This window comes from Nocardia lijiangensis NBRC 108240 (genome assembly GCF_001613045.1).
Lineage (GTDB): Bacteria > Actinomycetota > Actinomycetes > Mycobacteriales > Mycobacteriaceae > Nocardia > Nocardia lijiangensis.
Genome location: NZ_BDBP01000071.1, coordinates 18,320 through 37,183 on the forward strand (window position 1 = coordinate 18,320; position 18,864 = coordinate 37,183).

19 protein-coding genes and 1 pseudogene are annotated in these 18,864 nt (G+C 66.2%); 10 read left to right on the top strand and 10 right to left on the bottom strand.

Annotated features, from left to right (window positions below):
- Positions 1-54: 54 nt before the first annotated feature.
- Positions 55-1,662, bottom strand: coding sequence for an MFS transporter (locus NL1_RS24855; RefSeq protein ID WP_067844007.1), 1,608 nt, complete (start codon positions 1,660-1,662; stop codon positions 55-57).
- Positions 1,663-1,754: 92 nt separating this feature from the next.
- Here NL1_RS24855 and NL1_RS24860 point away from each other — a divergent pair, with 92 nt between their 5' ends.
- Entirely contained in the window at positions 1,755-2,177 is a 423-nt protein-coding gene (locus NL1_RS24860) for a MarR family winged helix-turn-helix transcriptional regulator (RefSeq protein ID WP_218024484.1), read from the top strand.
- Positions 2,178-2,362: 185 nt separating this feature from the next.
- Positions 2,363-2,917, top strand: coding sequence for an AAA family ATPase (locus tag NL1_RS24865; protein ID WP_067844013.1), 555 nt, complete (start codon positions 2,363-2,365; stop codon positions 2,915-2,917).
- A 50-nt stretch (positions 2,918-2,967) separates the two neighbouring features.
- Here the strand turns inward: NL1_RS24865 and NL1_RS24870 are convergent, their stop codons facing one another.
- The gene (locus NL1_RS24870) at positions 2,968-3,384 is read right to left on the bottom strand and encodes a VOC family protein (protein ID WP_067844016.1); all 417 of its coding nucleotides are present in this window, start codon (positions 3,382-3,384) and stop codon (positions 2,968-2,970) included.
- Between NL1_RS24870 and NL1_RS24875 the strand changes: the two genes are divergently transcribed.
- The 5 genes from NL1_RS24875 (at position 3,340) to NL1_RS37835 (ending at position 7,930) form a co-directional block, all read left to right on the top strand.
- Positions 3,340-4,404: a helix-turn-helix transcriptional regulator gene (locus NL1_RS24875; protein ID WP_084510927.1), complete on the top strand. Its 1,065-nt coding sequence runs from the start codon at positions 3,340-3,342 to the stop codon at positions 4,402-4,404. The two genes, NL1_RS24870 and NL1_RS24875, sit on opposite strands and share 45 nt — an antisense overlap.
- Before the next feature lie 76 nt (positions 4,405-4,480).
- The gene (locus NL1_RS24880; RefSeq protein WP_245673517.1) at positions 4,481-5,011 is read left to right on the top strand and encodes a class I SAM-dependent methyltransferase; all 531 of its coding nucleotides are present in this window, start codon (positions 4,481-4,483) and stop codon (positions 5,009-5,011) included.
- Between the two features lie 90 nt (positions 5,012-5,101).
- A complete protein-coding gene (locus NL1_RS24885; RefSeq protein WP_067844019.1) occupies positions 5,102-5,344 on the top strand; it encodes a hypothetical protein in 243 nt (80 codons plus the stop codon).
- Between the two features lie 592 nt (positions 5,345-5,936).
- Entirely contained in the window at positions 5,937-7,385 is a 1,449-nt protein-coding gene (locus NL1_RS24890; protein WP_084510928.1) for an amino acid permease, read from the top strand.
- 47 nt (positions 7,386-7,432) lie between these two features.
- Positions 7,433-7,930, top strand: a complete 498-nt coding sequence (locus NL1_RS37835; RefSeq protein ID WP_156095030.1) for a hypothetical protein — start codon at positions 7,433-7,435, stop codon at positions 7,928-7,930.
- Positions 7,931-7,939: 9 nt separating this feature from the next.
- Here the strand turns inward: NL1_RS37835 and hutG are convergent, their stop codons facing one another.
- The 4 genes from hutG to hutU form a co-directional block, all read right to left on the bottom strand.
- Positions 7,940-8,875 (bottom strand): formimidoylglutamase, encoded by a 936-nt coding sequence (hutG, locus tag NL1_RS24900; RefSeq protein WP_067844025.1) that lies wholly within the window; start codon positions 8,873-8,875, stop codon positions 7,940-7,942.
- 13 nt (positions 8,876-8,888) lie between these two features.
- Positions 8,889-10,064 carry an imidazolonepropionase gene (gene hutI, locus NL1_RS24905; protein WP_067844028.1) on the bottom strand — a complete coding sequence of 392 codons (1,176 nt, stop codon included), beginning with the start codon at positions 10,062-10,064 and terminating at the stop codon, positions 8,889-8,891.
- A gap of 9 nt (positions 10,065-10,073) precedes the next feature.
- The gene (locus NL1_RS24910; RefSeq protein ID WP_067844031.1) at positions 10,074-11,510 is read right to left on the bottom strand and encodes a purine-cytosine permease family protein; all 1,437 of its coding nucleotides are present in this window, start codon (positions 11,508-11,510) and stop codon (positions 10,074-10,076) included.
- Positions 11,511-11,639: 129 nt separating this feature from the next.
- A complete protein-coding gene (gene hutU, locus NL1_RS24915) occupies positions 11,640-13,316 on the bottom strand; it encodes a urocanate hydratase (protein ID WP_067844034.1) in 1,677 nt (558 codons plus the stop codon).
- 163 nt (positions 13,317-13,479) lie between these two features.
- On the opposite strand from hutU, the pseudogene NL1_RS40295 reads away from it, so the two are divergent.
- Both NL1_RS40295 and hutC read left to right on the top strand, forming a co-directional pair.
- Positions 13,480-13,632, top strand: a pseudogene (locus NL1_RS40295) (hypothetical protein); the annotation flags it as partial.
- Between the two features lie 41 nt (positions 13,633-13,673).
- The gene (gene hutC / locus NL1_RS24920) at positions 13,674-14,444 is read left to right on the top strand and encodes a histidine utilization transcriptional repressor HutC (RefSeq protein WP_067844037.1); all 771 of its coding nucleotides are present in this window, start codon (positions 13,674-13,676) and stop codon (positions 14,442-14,444) included.
- 51 nt (positions 14,445-14,495) lie between these two features.
- Here the strand turns inward: hutC and NL1_RS24925 are convergent, their stop codons facing one another.
- A complete protein-coding gene (locus NL1_RS24925) occupies positions 14,496-15,017 on the bottom strand; it encodes a MepB family protein (RefSeq protein WP_067844106.1) in 522 nt (173 codons plus the stop codon).
- Positions 15,018-15,232: 215 nt separating this feature from the next.
- Here NL1_RS24925 and NL1_RS24930 point away from each other — a divergent pair, with 215 nt between their 5' ends.
- Positions 15,233-15,943, top strand: coding sequence for a GAP family protein (locus NL1_RS24930; RefSeq protein WP_067844040.1), 711 nt, complete (start codon positions 15,233-15,235; stop codon positions 15,941-15,943).
- A 95-nt stretch (positions 15,944-16,038) separates the two neighbouring features.
- Here the strand turns inward: NL1_RS24930 and NL1_RS24935 are convergent, their stop codons facing one another.
- From NL1_RS24935 to NL1_RS24945, 3 genes are read right to left on the bottom strand one after another with little or no spacing between them, the layout of a single operon-like run.
- A complete protein-coding gene (locus NL1_RS24935) occupies positions 16,039-17,190 on the bottom strand; it encodes an MFS transporter (protein ID WP_067844044.1) in 1,152 nt (383 codons plus the stop codon).
- Positions 17,191-17,745 carry a cytochrome b gene (locus NL1_RS24940; protein WP_067844047.1) on the bottom strand — a complete coding sequence of 185 codons (555 nt, stop codon included), beginning with the start codon at positions 17,743-17,745 and terminating at the stop codon, positions 17,191-17,193. It lies immediately after the preceding gene.
- 5 nt (positions 17,746-17,750) lie between these two features.
- Positions 17,751-18,824 carry a catalase family peroxidase gene (locus NL1_RS24945; RefSeq protein WP_067844050.1) on the bottom strand — a complete coding sequence of 358 codons (1,074 nt, stop codon included), beginning with the start codon at positions 18,822-18,824 and terminating at the stop codon, positions 17,751-17,753.
- Between the last annotated feature and the right edge of the window lie 40 nt (positions 18,825-18,864).

Genomic DNA, 18,864 nt, shown 5'->3' on the forward strand with positions numbered 1-18,864 from the left:
GCGCGCCCGTACGGAACCAGCTCCAAGCAATGGCTACGCCATCGGCCCGGATGTTCACCCGACATCCGACGCCGTCCCCCGGGAATTGCCTACCAGTTGCCGACTGGCGGGCTGTCCAGCTGCTAGATCGGCGGGCACTTCAGCGGTATTCGTTTTACGCGTGGGTCGCAGGGCGATGGCCAGTACGACCGCTCCGGAGAGTGCGATGAGCATGGTCCAGACCGCGCCGACGTGCATGGCGTGCACGAACGCGTCGTCGGCGGCGCGCGCCAGATCAGGCAGCCCGACGGCGTCGGCGACATGCCGGGCCTGTTCCGCGGAGATGCGCGCTCGGTCCTGCACGTCAGGGGGCAGACCGGGCAACGCCGATTCGATGCCACGGCTGTATACGAGGGACATGATCGTCCCGCCCACCGCGATACCCAGCACGCTGCCGGTCTGACGCACGGTGTTGGTGACGGCCGATCCGGCGCCGGCCTGTTCCATCGGCAGGGTGGCCATTAGGGCCGCTGTCACCGAGCCGATGACCAGGCCGATGGCAAGGCCCTGGATGAGGACGAGGATCTCGTACCAGACCATCGAAGTGTCCAGTCCGAAATAGCCGAAGGTGCCCATGGCCAGTCCCGCGATGGTCAGTGCGGTCACGGTGACGGGACGCAGCCCCCAGCGGCGGACCAAGCGGATGCCGAGCGGGCCGCCGACGATCGCGCCGAGTGCGCCCGGGGAGCTGGCCAGTCCCGCTTGCAATGCCGAGAAGCCGCGTGCGCCTTGGAGATAGAAAGCGCCGTAGAAACCGACGGCGGTCATGGCGAACAGCAGCAAGCCGATGGCGGCGTTACCGCCGCCGAAGGTGCGCTGCGCAAGCAGTCGTGGGTTGAAACTGGGCTGGGCACTGCGCAATTCGACGATCACGAAGGTGGCCAGTAGCAGAATACCTGCGGTGACCGGCAGCCAGACATCCACGCGCCCCCAGGTGGTGACCTGGCCCGCGCGAATCAGGCCGTAGGCCAGGAGCGCAAGTCCAGTGATGGACAGCGCCAATCCAGGAAGATCCAGCGGACGCCGGGTGGGACTGCGGAAGTCCGGGATGAGCGTCGCGATCCCCACCAACCCGAGCGCAACAGCCGGGACGTTGACGAGAAACACCGAGCCCCACCAGAAACGGTCGAGCAGCACACCCGCGATCAAGGGTCCCGCCGCGATACCCACACCGGCCGACGCCGAGGCGATACCGATGGCGGTCGCTCGCGCGGGCCCGGTGAAGGTCCAGGTGAGGATGGCCATCGTCGCGGGCATGATGAGCGCGCTGCCGACCCCCATGGCGGCGCGGGCGGCAATGAGCTGCCCGGCGTCGGCGGAGTAGGCGGCCCAAATGGACGAGGCGGCGAAGACGGTCATCCCGGTGGCGAGCACGGCCCGGTGCCCGAAGCGGTCGCCGAGGGCGCCGGCGGTGAACATCAGGGCGGCGAAGACCAATGTGTAAGAGCCGGTTGTCCATTGCAGTTGCGCGGGGCTGGCATTCAGTCCGCGGACTGGATCGGAGAGAGTTTCGAGAGCGGTGCTGAGGATCGTGTTGTCCATCCAGATGAGCAAGGAGGACAGCAGGAGTACGGCGAGGATCAACCGCTGCCGGATGTTCGGCAGTGTCGCGGGCGTGGTCATGGAAACCTTCGATACGATTGGTAGGAACCTGACGTTTTAGAGAGTGCATTATCGTCAGGAACCTGTCAATCTGTTCTGGGAAAGGGCTGTGCGTGGATGCCGAAGGCGGGTCGCTGACCTTCATCGTTCGCAAGGTCTGGCTGAATATGCGGGCGGCGATCGGCGAGGAGCTCAAGGAGTTCGGACTGTCGACTTCGCAGTACGCCACGCTGATGATGACCGCCGCACAGCCGGGGATGTCGGTGGCCGATATCGCACGAGAGGTGGCGAGTACACGGCAGGCAGCGAACGAGATGATCGGTGGACTGGAGAAGGAGGGTCTGATCGAACGCCGCCCGCATCCGACCGATCGTCGTACGCATCAGATCAAGGTGACCGAGGCGGGAATGCAACGATACGCGGCGGCTCGGGTGGCCGTCGCGCGGCGCGAGGCGGAGCTGGAAGCCGGCCTCACTCCGGCGCAGCGCAAGGCGATTCGCGAGTGGATGTCAGGAATCGCCGACGCCTGTCACTGACGAGATCGGGCGCCATCGTGAGAATCGTCTGCCCGGCTGAGTGAAGCCGCACTTCGCGTACGTGTCGGCGATCGCGGTCTCGGTCGGCCCGTCCCGAAACGCGCCGACTGTGGGATGGCGGGGCTGCTGCCTGCGGCTGACTCAGCGGACCAAGCCGCCGCCCCGCGCCCGATACGCTCGATCCCATGATCATCTGGCTGAACGGAACCTTCGGTGCCGGAAAGAGCACGACCGCAACAGAATTGACCACCCTGCTGCCAGGGTCGCGGATCTTCGACACAGAATACGTCGGCTTGATGCTCCGCCACGTACTGGCCTCGGAGAAGGTCGACGACTTCCAGGACTGGCAGCCCTGGCGAGGGCTGGTCGTGGCCGCCGCGACGCAGATCCTCGACTACGTCGGCGGCCTGCTCGTTATCCCCCAAACAGTGCTCATCCACCAATACTGGCAGGAGATCCGTACCGGGATGCAGGCCGCCGGCGTCCTGGTCTGCCACGTCGTGCTGCACGCCGAGCGTGACGAACTCGTCCGGCGTATCGACACCGACACCGTCGAAACCGGTGCACGGCAATGGCGCCTGGACCACCTGGACGCCTACGAGGCCGCCCGCACCTGGCATAGCCACGAAGCGCACGTCGTCGAGACCACCGGTCTGCGACCACGCGAAGTCGCCGAACTCATCGCAGCTCACGCCGAACACACTCGAACAGCAACGAGGGATGGACAGCCAGCGAACTGACGACATGACTCAGCTCCGGTGACCCGGCTCACGGAATTCGATACTACGGTTCAGACACCGTCGGCGGTCAGGCAGAACGGGTGCCCCGCGGGATCGAGCATCACCCGGCGCTGGCTCATGTCGGGTTGGAAGGTGGTCAGGACCGCGCCCAGCTCGCCCATCCACGCTTGCGCGGAATCCAGATCGTCGACCCCGAACTCCAGGTGGGCCTGCTTGGCCACCACCGATTCCGGCCAACTCGGGCGTCGATAGTCCGGGATGCGGATGAAACCCAGCCCCGGCCCGGCGGTCTCGGTCCCGAGCAGGACGAAGTCATCGCTGGTGTAGAGCACCGGCAGGCCGAGTCCACGGCTGTAGAACTGTGCCAACTCGACAGGATCTGGACAGTCGAAATCTATTGAGAGCCAACGGATCCTCGGCCGATGTTCCGCGACTTCAGGGTTCTGTGTTGTCTGGTCAGCAGTCATGGTTCAGACCATGGGGTCCGACCAGGACAGGTCCGGTCCTGGATTCGGACGAGAATACCGACTGTGATCGGATCTACTGCGCGGTTGCTGCATATAGTGGCTCTGCTGGATTCACGCCCGGCATGGACCTGTCAGGAATTGAGCCGGCGGCTGGGAGTGACCGACCGTACGGTGCGCCGCGATATCGCACGCCTGCGGGAGCTGGGGTACGGCATCGATTCCGATCCCGGCCCGTGGGGAGGCTATCGCCTGGCTCGTCGCCCACGGGTTCCAGCGCTCGCCCTCGATGACGAAGAGGGTTTCGCAGTGGCCGTGGCGTTGCGGGAAGCGGCGGCAGGCGGCGTGCTCGGCAGCAGCGTCTCGGCATTGTCGGCGCTGTTCAAACTGCAAACCCTGCTACCCGAACGGTTGGCGCGCCACCTCGACGCGGTGAACCGCACCCTCGCCCACTCCGACGACGGGGCGGATGTATCCCCGCAAGCCGACGCGTCCGTACTGTGGGCTCTGGCCACGGCCTGCCGGCAGAGCGAACGCCTCGCGCTGACCTACCGCGATCATCACCAGCACATCACCCGCCGCTACGTCGACCCCTATCGTCTGGTGCGCGCCAACCGCCGCTGGTACTTCCTCGCCGAAGACGTCGACAAACAACAATGGCGTACCTTCCGGGTGGACCGGGTACTACACACCGAACTCACCGGACACCGCATCGAACACGACAACCCGCCCGACCCCGCCACGCTGGTCACCGAAGCGATCGCCGCGGTCACCTACCCGCTCTACGCCACGATCAGGCTCTCCGTGCCCCTCCCGCAAGCCTTACAGATCGTGCCTGCCACCATCGGAACCCACCGCCCCGACGGCCCCGACGCCACCCTCATCGATATCGGCGCCAACGACATCGACTGTCTCGTCACCTATCTGATGGGCCTGGGCACCACACTGCGCGTACTGAGCCCCGACACCGTCCGCCGAGCCCTCCTGGACAGGGTGGCCGCTCTGCGGGTCGACAACCTGTAACCCGGCTGCGCATGGAGATGGATTGGGCCACAGGCGATTCCGACGTTGTGGGAGGCCTGCTGCCCGAGTGGGCGAGATGATCTCCTGGCACCGTGGTGGATCAGTCGGCAGGATGGGTCACATGCCTGCCGTTCCCGAGAGTTCTGTCGGAGCCGCCGACGAGGCCGTGGAAAACGACTACGACAGCTTCGCCGAGGGGTATACAGCCGAGACCGAAACCAACCTCATCAACGGCTATTACGCGCGGCCCGCGATCGTGGACCTGGCCGGGGATGTGGCTGGCAGGCAGGTCCTCGACGCCGGCTGTGGCTCCGGCCCCATATTCGCGGCGCTGCGCGAACGGGGTGCCATCGTGACCGGCTTCGACTCCAGCGCCAAGATGGTGGAGCTGGCCCGGCGGCGACTCGGCACCGACGCGGCCCTGCGGGTCGCCGATATCGGCAGTCCGCTGCCGTTTCCCGACGGTGCGTTCGACGATGTCGTCGCGTCCCTGGTGCTCCACTACCTGAAGGACTGGACCGCGCCGCTGGCCGAGTTGCGGCGCGTGCTGAAGCCCGGTGGCCGGCTGATCATGTCCGTCAATCACTCCCGGCCCTGCAACACATGATCCGATCCGAAACCGATACCTATGTCCTGGCCAACCTTCACCGTGTCATCTCCGCGTGGACCGATACCCCTGCGAAGTAGCGTGCGCCCCATGGGGTCTCAATGGAAGTTCGCCGACCCTCGCAACACGGCGGCCTTCACGACTCGGGACATTGCCTTTGGTAATGACTGGGTCGCCTACGTCTTCCACGACGCAGACAACGGTGGATGGCAATTCCACGACTCCGATCCCGCACCGCCCACCGCCGACGACGACGCCATGATCGGCCTCGAGGAGATGGTCGACCGCGATCCCTCGATGGAATCTCTCGCCGACCTCCCGCCCGGCTGGTAGGCCTGGCGCAACTCCCCGGAGGCTCCCTGGCTTCGAGCCCCTCAGGGCTGATCGTCACGCTGCCGCTACTCGGTGTGCCCCCGTCGAACTCGGCGCGTGGGCGCCCGCCGGACATCGAGCGGCACGGTTGTACTCAGCGCTCGATACCGAAGATCTCACGGTTCCAGACCGAGATCCGGCGCCTCGATTGAACATGTAGCAGCTTGTAGCCATATTATAAGAATTATCTTCATCACAATGTACAGGTCTGTGATGAATATTCGATACTTGTACTCGCCTTCTGGTGATGCGCCCCACATTCACCATCGGCTACAACGTTGTCGGGCAATCCTCGACACACATGCTCTGGAGCTTGCCAGCGAAGATCCGAATCTTCCGCGATATCGAGAACCACAAGTTCGCCGCTCGCGCAATGGCCGTCTAGCCAGCTCTGATGAGCTGGGCGCTCCTGTCCCTACCGGGCAAATTCGCGGCCGAAGGGCCGAAGTACCGCAACATTCGGAGGCGGCAGCCTCTGTTCGGCGAATCGAACCGGAATCAATCCAGACGATGACCCGCGCCGCATAGCGGCCGCAGTCACCGAAGGAGATGTATGACAACCTCCGATCAGCAGAGCCATACGAAGGGGAAGGAAAGTGCGCAGCCAGCACTGACGACCAGCGAGTCGGAGGGCTACGCCCGCGGATTGACTCCGAGGACGATCCAGATGATCGCGATCGGCGGGGCGATCGGCACCGGTCTGTTCTACGGCTCGGCCGGAGCGATCGAGCAGGCGGGGCCCGCGCTGATTCTGGTGTATCTCGTTGCGGGCCTAGCCGTCTTCGTCATCATGCGCGCACTGGGGGAGTTGCTGACCTACCGGCCGGTGTCCGGCAGTTTCGCAGAGTATGCCAACGAGTTCCTCGGCCGCTTCGCCGGGTTCGCCACCGGTTGGACCTATTGGGCGGTGTGGGTGAGCACCTGCATGGCCGAGATCACCGTCGCGGGCAAGTACGTCGAGTACTGGTTCGACATCGAGCCGTGGATCACCGCGCTGGTCGTGTTGACCGCGCTGTTCGGTGCGAACATGGTCTCGGTACGGCTGTTCGGGGAGGCCGAGTTCTGGTTCTCCGCTGTCAAGATCACCGCGATCGTCGGCATGATCATGATCGGGATCGGTGTCCTGACAATAGGATTCGGTCACGCCGCGCAGCCGTCCGTTACCAACCTGTGGGACGACGGCGGGGTGTTCCCCCAGGGCTTCGGACAGTCTCTGATGACATTGCAGATCGTGTTGTTCGCCTACGTCGGCGTCGAACTCGTCGGCGTGACCGCGGGCGAGGCCCGCGACCCGAAGAAGACGCTGCGGAAAGCGATCAACACTCTTCCGATCCGCATCGGCCTGTTCTACATCGGTTCGCTTGTGGTGATCATGTCTGTTGCCAGCTGGCGGACGTTTCACGCGGGAAAGAGCCCGTTCGTCGAAGTTTTCGAGCAGATCGGAATCCCCGCCGCGGCAGGCATCATCAACTTCGTGCTGCTCACCGCCGCACTGTCGTCGTGTAACTCGGGCATCTACTCCACGGGGCGGATGCTTCGCAGCCTGTCGCTGCGCAAGGAAGCGCCCGCCGTGGTCGGCACACTCAACTCCCGCTCGGTGCCCTTCGCCGGAATCTGTCTCTCCGCGGGTGTCATGGTCCTCGGCGTAATCGTCAACGCCATTTCCCCGGACAAGGCATTCGCCTACATCACCTCGGTCTCCACCGTTGGCATCATCTTCGTCTGGGGAATCATTCTCGTCTGCCACATGATCTACCGCGCCCGCGTCAAGGCCGGTGCCCTGCCTGCCAGCGACTACCGGCTGCCCGCCGCACCGGTGACCACCGCGTTCGCGCTCGGACTCCTCGTTCTCGTTGTGATCCTGCTGTTGTTCACCGGCAGCGGGCGCACCGCCATAGTCGTCGGCGCCGTATGGGCGGTAGCCGTCGGTGCGGGATACCTCGCGCTGACCCGACTGGCGCCACAAGAGTCCGACCCGATTCCGGCTCGAGGCAGCGAGTGAGGCAGTGAGTGATGTATCTGAACGGATTTACACCCACAATGGACCGAATGAGCGGCCGAAAACCGTCGGCCGAGAAGGTTCCGTTATTGGAGCCCACGCATGTACTTCAGGCGATCTCAGGCCGCTATACCAGCAACCTGCCCCTCGTTGGATGGGTACGAGAACTCGGCGATATGCATGCCGAACTGATACCGGTACGGGCCACCCGGACACCGCAGCACAGAGCGGGTTTTTGTGAGCAGGTTCGCGCAGGGATCGATCGAGTCGTGCACGAGATCGATTCGTGGGCAGCGCGGAACATATCGCGTACGAAAGGTGCGCCCAAGCACACGCATTCGCTGGGTGAGGTGCTGAGCCACATCGCCAAGATCTACGCCGAGACGTGGTGGACCGTACTGCATTCGGCAGATGAAGAAGCGCGCCACCGGGCATGGTTTCACCTGAGCGAGGCCCGAGAGGGGTACGCCGAATTGGTGAAGGAGATACAAGCACGACGCCTTCAATTGCCGTTGGGATGGACCGGAATTCGCGTGTGCACCGAATGAACCGAACGGTCAGCCGACGGTCCGGTACGGGATGTGCCGGGTAGTGATGCGGTGGAGCAGTCGTGCCGCGGTGCGCGCGGTCCGGTTGTCGATATCCAGTCTCGGGTTCAGCTCGGCCACGTCCACGACGGCCAGTTTGCCGCTCGCGGTCACCCGGTCGCAGACGGCCTGGATCGTCGGGAGGGGGATCCCGAACGCCGCGGGCGCGCTGACGCCCGGCGCGACGGAGGCGGGCAGGACGTCGAGGTCGATGGTGAGGTGCACCAGGTCGACTTCGGCGAGGAAGTCCTCGACGAAGGCGAGCGATGTGGCGGGGTCACACTCGTCGTCGAGGAGATAGCGCACGTCGAACTTCGCTGCGGTGCCGAACAGCGCGGCGGTGTTGCTCGGCTGGCTGATGCCGAGCACGGCGTAGCGCACCGCGTCGCCCTCGGCTTCGAGGATCTGCCGGAACGGGGTGCCGGAGCTGGGTACCGGATCGGCGCGGAGGTCGAAATGGGCGTCGAGGTTGAGGATTCCGATGCGGGTGGCCGAGGTACGCCGCGTGGATCCGGCGACGCCGAGGTAGGTGCCGTAGGCGATTTCGTGCCCGCCGCCGAGGACGATCGGGAAGTGGCCGGCGTCCAGCAGGGCGCTGACGGTGGCGCCGAGATCGCGCTGGCCTTCCTCCAATTTCTCGTCGGCTACCGTGACGGTGCCCGCGTCGAACGCGCGGTGCGGTCCGGTCAGCGCCATCGGTGCGAGTGCCTGCCGCAGGGCATCGGGTCCGGCTGCCGCACCGACGCGGCCCTTGTTGCGCCGCACCCCCTCATCGCTGGCGAAGCCGACGAACACGCAGGCGCCCGGTTCGGTGCCCGGTTCGTACGGTTCGACGACCTGGTGCCAGCGCAGGTGCTCGGGCGCGGTGCCGTCGGTGCGGCCGGTCCAGCGGGGTGCGGGGTGCATCGTGGTGGCCTCCTCACTTCGAGTAGGCGAGCGTGCCTTCGCGCCACACTCGGCTGATCAGGGGCACACCGGGCCGGTAGGCCAGGTGCAGGTGGGTAGGCGCGTCGAGTGCCAGGGCGTCGGCGCGGGCGCCGGGGGTGAGGGCGCCGATGTCGGTGCGGCGCAGTGCCCGGGCGCCACCGGCGGTGGCGGCCCAGACGGCTTCGTCGGGAGTCATGTGCATATCCCGCACCGCGATCGCGATGCAGAACGGCAGGCTGGTCGTGTAGCTGGTGCCGGGATTGCAGTCCGCGCCGAGTGCCACCGTGATCCCGGCGTCCAGCAGTGCGCGGGCGTCGGGATAGCTGCTGCGGGTGCAGAAGTCGGCGCCGGGCAGCAGGGTGGCGACGGTGTCGCTGTGGGCGAGCGCGTCGATATCGGCGGAGTTCACATGCGTGACATGGTCGACCGAGGCCGCGCCCAGCTCCACCGCGAGTTGCACACCGGGCCCCTGCCGCAGCTGGTTTCCGTGCACCCGCGGAATCAGCCCGTGCGCCATACCGGCGCTGAGCACGGCATGTGCCTGATCCCGGTCGAAGGCGCCCTGCTCACAGAACACGTCGATCCATTTCGCGTGCGGCGCGCACTGGGGGATCATCTCCGCGCACGCCATCGCGACGTAGTCGTCGACGCGCCCGGCGTACTCCGGCGGTGGGACGTGCGCAGCCAACAGCGTCACCTCGTCGGTGTGGCGTCCCGCCACCTGAACGCTGCGCAATTCGTGCTCGACCGACTGCCCGTACCCGGACTTGCATTCGACGGTTGTGCTGCCCGCCCGCAGTGATTCGTCCATCAGCCGCCGCACATTCGCGTCGAGCTGTTGATCGGTGGCGGCCCGGGTGGCCTCGATGGTGGTCCGAATACCGCCCGCGGCGTATTTCTGCCCGGACATCCGGGCCGCGAACTCCTCGGCCCGATCGCCGGCGAACACCAGATGCGAATGCGATTCCACGAATCCGGGTAGCACGGCGCGACCGCCGAGCTCGTGGCCGATATCCGCCGCGGGTGCGTCGGTGGAATCACCGACCCACACGACGATGCCGTCTTCGAACACGACCGCCGCGTTCCGTCGCAGGCCGAGGACGCCGTCGCCCAGGGCGGGATCGTTGGTGACGAGCAGCCCGATATCGGTGAGTGCGGTGGTTGGCATGGATGACTCCTAGATCCGGGTATCGACCATCTCGGTCTGGGAGGGATAGATCATCTGCGCGGGCGGGTTGTTGGTGCGCTTGGCGAGCGGGTAATAGATCGCACCGGTGAACACGATGCCGACGATCCAGGAGATATCGGCGCCGCCGAGCATGCCGGTGATCGGTCCGGTGTACATCTTCTGCGCCAGGAACGGGATCTGTGCGACGACACCCAGGGCGTAGCAGCTCAGTGCGGGCACGTTCCAGGATCCGTAGCGGCCCTTCGGGTCGTAGAGCGCGGGCAGGTCGATGCGTTCCTTGGAGATCAGGTAGTAGTCGATCAGGTTGATCGCGCTCCACGGGGTGAACACCATCAGCAGCACGAGCACGAAGTTCTTGAAGTTGTTCAGGAAGTCCGCGCTGGCTGCGATGGCGATCAGCATCGATACCGCGACGAATCCGAGGATGTAGAGAGCGCGTGCGGCGGTGGAGATCTGGGACCGGCCGTTGAACGCGGTGACGGTGGTCAGGATCGACATGAATCCGCCGTAGGCGTTGAGCACGTTGACCGTCAGCTTGCCGACCACGATCACCAGGTAGATCAGGAACGCGAGGACGGCCGGACCGGCGAGCTCACCCAGGAAGCCGACCTGATTGCCGAGGAAGGCATCACCCGCGACGGCGGCGACCAGCGCACCGAAGGTCATCGACCACTGCGAGCCGATCACGCTGCCGAGGAAGGTGGACCAGAAGGTGGTGCGCTCACTCGTGCTGCGCGGCAGATAACGGGAGTAGTCGGCGACGTAAGGGCCGAAGGTCAGCTGCCAACCGGCGCCGAGGGAGATCGCGAGCAGGAAGGTGGCCGTGTCGAAGCCGACGACGCCGACGAAATCACCCACGTTGTATTCGGCGAACAGCCGGATCGCCAGGTAGGTGAAGCCGATGATGCCGATGACGGTGGCGATGCGCCCGACGACGTGGATCAGTCGATAGCCGGTGATCGCGACGAAGGCGGTGAGGCCGCCGAAGATCAGAATGCCGATCGTCGGGTTGTCGATGTCGAGCATCTTGTTCACGGCCTGGCCGGCCAGCACGGTCCCGGTCGCGGCGAATCCGAGGTACATCAGGATCACCATGATCAGTGGCACCACCGCGCCCTTGACGCCGAACTGGGCGCGGCTGGAGATCATCTGCGGCAGCCCCATGCGCGGGCCCTGGGCCGAATGCAGCGCCATCACCGCGCCACCGACGACGTTGCCGATCAGCAGACCCACGATCGCCCACAGCGCGTCGGCGCCGAACACCACCGCGAGCGCACCGTCGACGATCGCGGTGATCTGCATGTTCGCCCCGAACCACAGGGTGAACTGACTGCGCGGGGTGCCGTGGCGTTCGTTGTCGGGCACGACGTCGATGGTGCGGCGTTCGGGGGTGAGGAGATCCTCTTGGTTGCCGTCGTTTTTCATGGCGGGCCTGGCTTTCTGCAGCGAATCCGTCGTGCGGCGTCTCGGCTCGTGGCGTCTTTCACAACGATCCGGAGCTGTGCGCTGGATCACGCCGCACCGGGATATGTCTAGTCCTGTATATACAAGCTGTCAAGAGTGCATCGGAATGCGCACGCCGCGCTCGTGGGCCACCTCGGCGGCCCGTTCGTAGCCGGCGTCGACGTGCCGGATGACGCCCATACCCGGATCGTTGGTGAGCACGCGCTCAAGCTTCTGGGCGGCCAGTTCGGTGCCGTCGGCGATGCATACCTGCCCGGCGTGGATGGAGCGGCCCATGCCGACGCCGCCACCGTGGTGGATCGACACCCATGAGGCGCCGGAGGCGGTGTTGACCAGGGCGTTGAGCAGCGGCCAGTCGGCAATGGCGTCGGAGCCGTCGGCCATCGCCTCGGTTTCTCGATAGGGCGAGGCCACCGAGCCGGAATCGAGGTGGTCGCGGCCGATGGCGATGGGCGCGGAGAGCTCGCCGGAGGCGACCATCTCGTTGAACTTCAACCCGGCACGGTGCCGTTCGCCGTACCCGAGCCAGCAGATCCGCGCGGGCAGACCCTCGAACTTCACCTTCTCGCCCGCCAGGGTGATCCACCGATGAAGGTGCTCGTTCTCCGGGAACAGTTCCAGGATCGCCCGGTCGGTGGCGGCGATGTCTTTCGGATCGCCGGACAGTGCGGCCCAGCGGAACGGGCCGAGGCCCTCCTCGAACAGCGGCCGGATGTAGGCCGGGACGAAGCCGGGGAACTCGAAAGCCCGGTCGTAGCCGCCCTTGCGGGCCTCGTCGCGGATGGAGTTGCCGTAGTCGAAGACCTCCGCGCCCTTGTCCATGAAGCCGACCATGGCTTCGACGTGCTTGGCCATCGATGCCTGCGACTCGGTGGTGAACCAGCCCGGATCCTTGTCGGCGAGGGTGTGCCAGTCCTCGAGCGCGACGCCGATCGGCAGGTAGGACAGCGGGTCGTGTGCCGAGGTCTGATCGGTGACGATGTCGATCGGCGCCGCCATGGACAGCAGCTGCGGGAAGACCTCGGCGGCATTGCCGAGCAGGCCGATGGACAGCGGCCTGCGCTCGTCGCGGGCGCGGATCGCCAGGTCCAGCGCCTCCTGCACCGTCTCGGCCTTGGTATCGAGATAACCGTGGTCGATGCGGCGGTCGATGCGTGCCGGATCGCATTCCACGCAGAGGGCCACGCCCCCGTTCATCGTCACCGCCAGCGGCTGGGCGCCGCCCATGCCGCCGAGACCCGCGGTGAGCGTGATGGTGCCGGCCAGCGATCCGCCGAAGCGCTTACGCGCCACCGCGCCGAAGGTTTCGTAGGTTCCCTGCAGGATGCCCTGGCTGCCGATGTAGATCCACGAACCGGCGGTCATCTGGCCGTACATGATCAGGCCCAGTTGCTCCAGCTTGCGGAACTCTTCCCAGTTGGCCCAATCGCCGACGAGGTTGGAGTTGGCCAGCAGAACGCGGGGCGCCCACTCGTGGGTGCGGAAGACGCCGACCGGCTTGCCCGACTGAACCAGCAGCGTCTCATCGGATTTCAGGGTCTTCAGGGTGCGCACGATCGCATCGAACGCGGCCCAGCTGCGTGCGGCCCGGCCGGTGCCGCCGTAGACGAGGAGATCGTCGGGGCGTTCGGCGACTTCGGGGTCGAGGTTGTTCATCAGCATCCGCAGCGCACCCTCTTGCTGCCATCCGAGAGTGCTCAGTTCGGTGCCACGGCCGGCGGACACGGGACGCGGGCCGGGTTCGGGCGTGGTGGAAGCGTCGGTCATGAGTTCTCTCCTCGAAATGACGGATGTGCGCCGGGTCACTAGAAGCCGGAATTAGGTGTATATTCCTGTATATACAACTAACTGTCAAGCAAGCTCGTCGTCAGTGGCGATCTTCGCCGGAAGGTAGTGAGATGAAACCAACTTCGACGGCGACCCGGATGAGCGCGCCGAGGACGTCATCGATCGTTGGGCGGACCGCAGCGTGGCCCAGCTGGACCGTGCACAACGTATTCTCGAGGCAATCTCGGAAGCGGGCGACCGAGACCTGGTGGCGCTGTCGGTCGCGACTCGGCAGCTACGGGCGCTGGCGCGATGATGATGCGCGTCGGTGGGAAGCCCCGTGAGGCAAGGGAACGGATGTCGGTGGTGGCGATCGCAATAGTCGACGCGGACCTGGCCGCGCTGTACGACGGACTCGGTACCGAGTGCGCCGCGTACGAGCGCGTCAAGCAGTTGATCACTTCGCAGATCAAGGGCGGCCGGTGGCAGCAGGGCGATCAGATCCCCTCCGAGAACCAACTCGTCAACGCATTGGGCCTGTCCCGGATGACGATCAACCGGGCTCTGCGCGACCTCACCGCCGAGGGCATGCTGAACCGGGTGATGGGCGTCGGCACCTTCGTGGCGCCGACCAAAACGGCCTCACCGCTGTTCGAGGTGAAGAACATCGCCGACGAGATCCAGCAGCGCGGGCATCGGCACCGCACCGAGGTGGTGTTCGTCCGGGCGGAGGAGGTCGAGATCGGTCACCCGGTGCTGGGTAACGCACTGGGCGGCAAGGTGTTCCATTCGCTGATCGTGCATTTCGAGGACGATGTGCCGATTCAGGTGGAGGACCGCTACGTCAACCCGGCCGAGGCGCCGGAGTACCTCCAGCAGGATTTCACCACGCTGACCCCGAACACCTATCTCAGTAAGGTGGCCCCGCTGGAGCGTGGTGAGCATGTCGTCGAGGCGGTCCTGGCCGGCGCTGAGGAATGCCGGCTGCTCGGCATTCCGCGTTCGGAACCGTGCCTGTTGATCCGGCGGCGTACCTGGTCGTCGACCGGCCTGGTCAGTGCGGCCCGACTGATACACCCGGGGTCGCGGAACCGGCTCGAGGGCAGTTTCGGTACCTCTCCGAGCTGATGCGAGTGTGGCCTCGGACCTGAAACGCCAGGTCGCGCACAAGGTCTGCTATCACCGCTGCGGCCCGGACGTCGGATACACCATGTCGTAGAGCCGCTGCGCCCGCTGCAGATCTACCTTTTCGCCGTCGTCGAGCTCGAGAAAGTAGTCGCACTGCCACTTCTGAGACCGCATCGCTTGACGATTCTGGGTCGCCGACCACGGCGGATACACACGAAACCCCCGTTTGCCGCCGCGACCGGCCACGGAAACGATGCCGTGCTCGACCAACGCGGCCTTCGGGAACACGAACTGACCGAAATGCCGCCCCTCCCGGGCAGTGATCACCAGCAGGTCGATCGAGTCCTCGGCGGCCAACGGCTCCGTCGACCCGTCCGCCGCACGTTTCCACACCGTCACGAACAGACCCACTTTGGTCGGCGTCAGCTTGCCCACCCGGAACCTGACCGACCCGCGACCCACGCTGGAGACGAACGCTCCGTACTCGGCGTTCTCCGTCTCGGGAACCGCAGCCGAAATCTCCAAACCCAGATGGCTGAAAAGAAGCCTCGCCTCGGCGACATCGGGATGCACATCGACAGACACCAACCAACTCCTCACCGAACACGATCCGCCACTGCCTGCCCTCAGCACTCGACCCATTCCATGGAACAGGCCGGAGACCCGGCAGGCAGCCTACGACGCACCACACTCGCATCGATGTACGACCCGGTGTCCTTCTTTTGTCGGATGCGGGTAGGAGTTCGGCTGCTCGACGATGAGAGTCCTGCCGGTCCGAAAGGGAATGGATGACTTTCACACTTGTCGCGGCGTTGATCGGACTCGCGCTCATCGACAGCACCAGTTTCGGCACGCTGCTGATCCCCATCTGGTTGTTGCTGACTCCGGGGCGGTTGCGGGCAGGCCGGATCGCGGCCTACCTCGGGACCGTCGCGGTGTTCTACTTCGGCATCGGAATCCTGCTGGTCCTCGGCGCGGATGCTGCGCTGACAGCGGTCGGCGCGATCGACATCCCACCGGTTCCGCTGCGGATCGGGCAACTGATCCTCGGCATCCTCATCATCGCGCTGAGCTATCGGCTGGAGGCCAGGGCCGAACGGCGGTCCGGGAGCCCCGGCAAGATCCAGCGCTGGCGGTCCAGAACGATGTCGGGCAGCGGCAACGCACGGAGCCTGATGAAGCTCGCACTCGTGGCCGCCGCCCTGGAAGTCGCCACCATGCTGCCCTACCTCGCCGCCGTCGGCCTGATCGCCAACGCCGATCTCGCCTGGCAGCTGACGGGCTTCGTGCTGGCCGCCTACTGCGTCGTCATGACCCTGCCCGCCATCGCCTTGGCGCTGGCCCGCCTCGCCGCACACCAGCGGGTCGATCCGTTCCTGCAACGAATCAACGACTGGTTCACCCGAAACAGCGCAAAAGCCCTCGGGTGGACCGTCGGCGGGATCGGCATCGGCATAACTCTCAACGCCGCCACCGTCCTCGCCGTCAACCCGACCTGAACCGCCACAGACGTTCCGCACGCGTCACATAGGCACGGCGTCTGTGGCGCGTGCAGAAGGTGTGTGGGGCCTGCTGTCGCCGCCGGGCGGGATGCCTAGTGGCGCACGGTTTCTGGGCGGCCTGCGCCGACCGCCATGAGTGCTTGGAGGACGGTGGCGGCGGTGAGCGTGAGAAGGGCGGGGACCCAGTTGTGGGTGTGGTCGCGGAGGAGGCCGAGGAGGGCGGGGCCGAGGGCGGCGAGGACGAAGCCGACGGTTTGGGCCATGGCCGCGAGGGCGGTGGCTCGGCCGACGTCGGTGGCGCGTTCGCTCTGGAACGCCATCGCCGAGGCGAGGCAGGCGCCGGAGCCGATGCCCAGCATTCCGATCGCCAGCGGGGCGAGGTCGGGTGCGAGGGCCAGCAGCAGGAATCCCGTGGCTTCGACCGCGCTGGCCACCACCGCGAGGCGGCGCCTTGCGGATATCGTGCGGGCCAGCCACGGCATCGCGTTGATGGCCGCCAGGCCGAGGATTTGGATGGTGAACAGCGCGAATCCCGCTGCCCTCGGCGATGTTCCGTTGTCGTGCAACACGCTGGGCAGCCACGCGAGCGTGGTGTAGAACCCCAGCGCCTGCAACCCCATGAAGACGCTGACCTGCCAGGCCAGCGCCGAGCCCCACGGCATCGACGCGCGCGGCTCGGCCCGCGGCGGCTTCGGCCCGGACTCCGCGATCGGCCACACCAGTAGTGCGGGAACGACCAGCAGCGTTCCGGCGGCGAGCGCGGAACGCCATCCGCCAGGCAGGTTTTCGGCCAGTGGCACCGCGATCCCGGACGATACGGCCGCCGCCGCGGTCATTGCCGCCACATAGCCCGCGGTGACCGTCATGATCCGCGCCGCAGGGACGCCGCCGCGCACGATCGCGGGCAGCAGCACGTTCGCGTACCCGATCGCCGCCGCGATGACCACGGTCCCGGCGAACAGACCCGAGGAGCCGGGCATCGAGCGCAGCACGATCCCCAGCAGCAGCGCGGCCATGGCCAGCCGCACGAGCTGTTCGGCCCCGCGATGCACGGTGTGGAGCACCACCGCGGGCACCGCCGCGAAAACCAGCAGCGGCAGGGCCGTGAGTAGTCCCGCTGCCGCGGCGGACAGCCCGGTGTCGTGGGTGATGACCGGTACCAGCGGTCCGACGCAGGTCAACGGCGCCCGCAGGGTCGCACCCGCCAGGACGATCCCGGTGACGGGGCCGGCCGTTCCGTTCATCTAGCGGCGGTACGAGAAGGTCATGCGACGAAGCAGCCCGTCGCGTAAGACCAACGCGTGGAACAGGACCGCGCAGATATGTGCGGTCAGCGCGAACACCAGAAGGTAGGCCAGCGCACTGTGTGCGGTGCGCAACAGCGCATACAGTTCCGGATCGGCGGGTGCGATCGCGGGAACGCGCAGGCCTCCGAGCACACGGATCGGGATGCCGGATGCCGACACCAGAGCCCACCCGACGATCGGCTGGAGCAGAAACAGCGCGTACATCAGGATCTCGGAGCCGGTCGCGACGAGCCGCTCCGGCCGGGCCATGGTGTCGATCTGCGGTGGCGGCCTGCGACGGATGCGGTAGGCGATGCGGATCACGGCGAGCACCAGGATCGCCAAGCCGATGGTTTTGTGCCAGGTCAGCAACCGGCTGTAGTTGCCGAGATAGCCCACCATCGCCGCGCCGATACCGATCATCGCCAGGATCAGGACGGCCATGGTCCAGTGCAGGATCCGCGCGGTGAGGCCGAAACGCGTTGTGCCGGTCGCAACTTCGTCGAGCACCATTGTCGTCAGACCTCCTTCACCACCACCGCGCCGAGGGGTTTCGATTCCCCGGCGCGGCGACGGTAGGACTCGCTGTAGGCCGCCGATCGTGCGTGCAGCAGCGGATCGTCGGAGGGCTCGATTCCGTTGGGCAGCACCAGCGGATCGAAGTTGACGTCTTGAACGTTGCCGGCCGATTCGGTGGCGACGCGGTCCAGCACGACTGTGCCGACGTGCACGGCGCGGCGGTTGCTCGGCCACATCTGGGTCGCGTCGTCGGTCGGATCCCCCGGCTCCCCGACGACAACGACGAGCCGCCATCGCAGCGGGCCCCTCTCGAGGTCGGCGACAAGGCCGTCGAAAAGGGCGCTATCACCGCTTCCGGGGCCGGTCGCAGGAGGCGGGCTGTCCGGTTCCAGCCGCCAGCGCACGGGAACGGTGACGCCGTCGCCGTCGGTGAACCGGAAAGCGTTGAGCCCGAAGAAGGCCGAGGTCGCGAAGGTGGGCGGCGGTGCGCCTTGCTCGATGATGCCTAGCGCGGCAGCAGTTTTCGGGTGTGTCTCGATGTACCGTTTCATCACGGCGGGGTCCGGCTTACCGGTGGCCGGGTCCGGCGCGAACGCCAGGGTCCTGTCGTAGAAATCCTGTGCGGTGGCGTCCAGAAAGACGGGAACGTTGATCATCGCCATCCGCCACTCCTCTCGCCCGGGCAGGAACAGCCGTAACCCGAGCCCGCGCGGAGCGGTCGGCACGTCGGGCATATGCGGGTTGCCGCCCGCTAGGGAGAAGCGGCCGTCCAAGCGGTAGCGACCGGCCCGGAACACCGAGGCCTTCGACAGCTCGACACCGTTGCCGTTGCTCTCGAAGTATCCGGCGACGGCGACCCCCTTGGCATGGTTGCGGCGGCATCCCGGGAAGGAGCCGCCCGCGGTGTCCTGTAGTCGGTCCACCAGGCCGCGCGCGGTCAATCGCCATGGCCCGATGCGGTTCTCGGTGACCAGGAACCCGCCGAGGCCCGCTGCTCCGAGCGCGGCGATGGCGGCGCCGCCGAGCATGGTGCGGCGGTTCAGTGGGAAGGAACTCGGCTGTGCGTCGGTCATTGTTTCCCTTTCTCCATGCGCCGGTGCGGCGGGTGCGCGG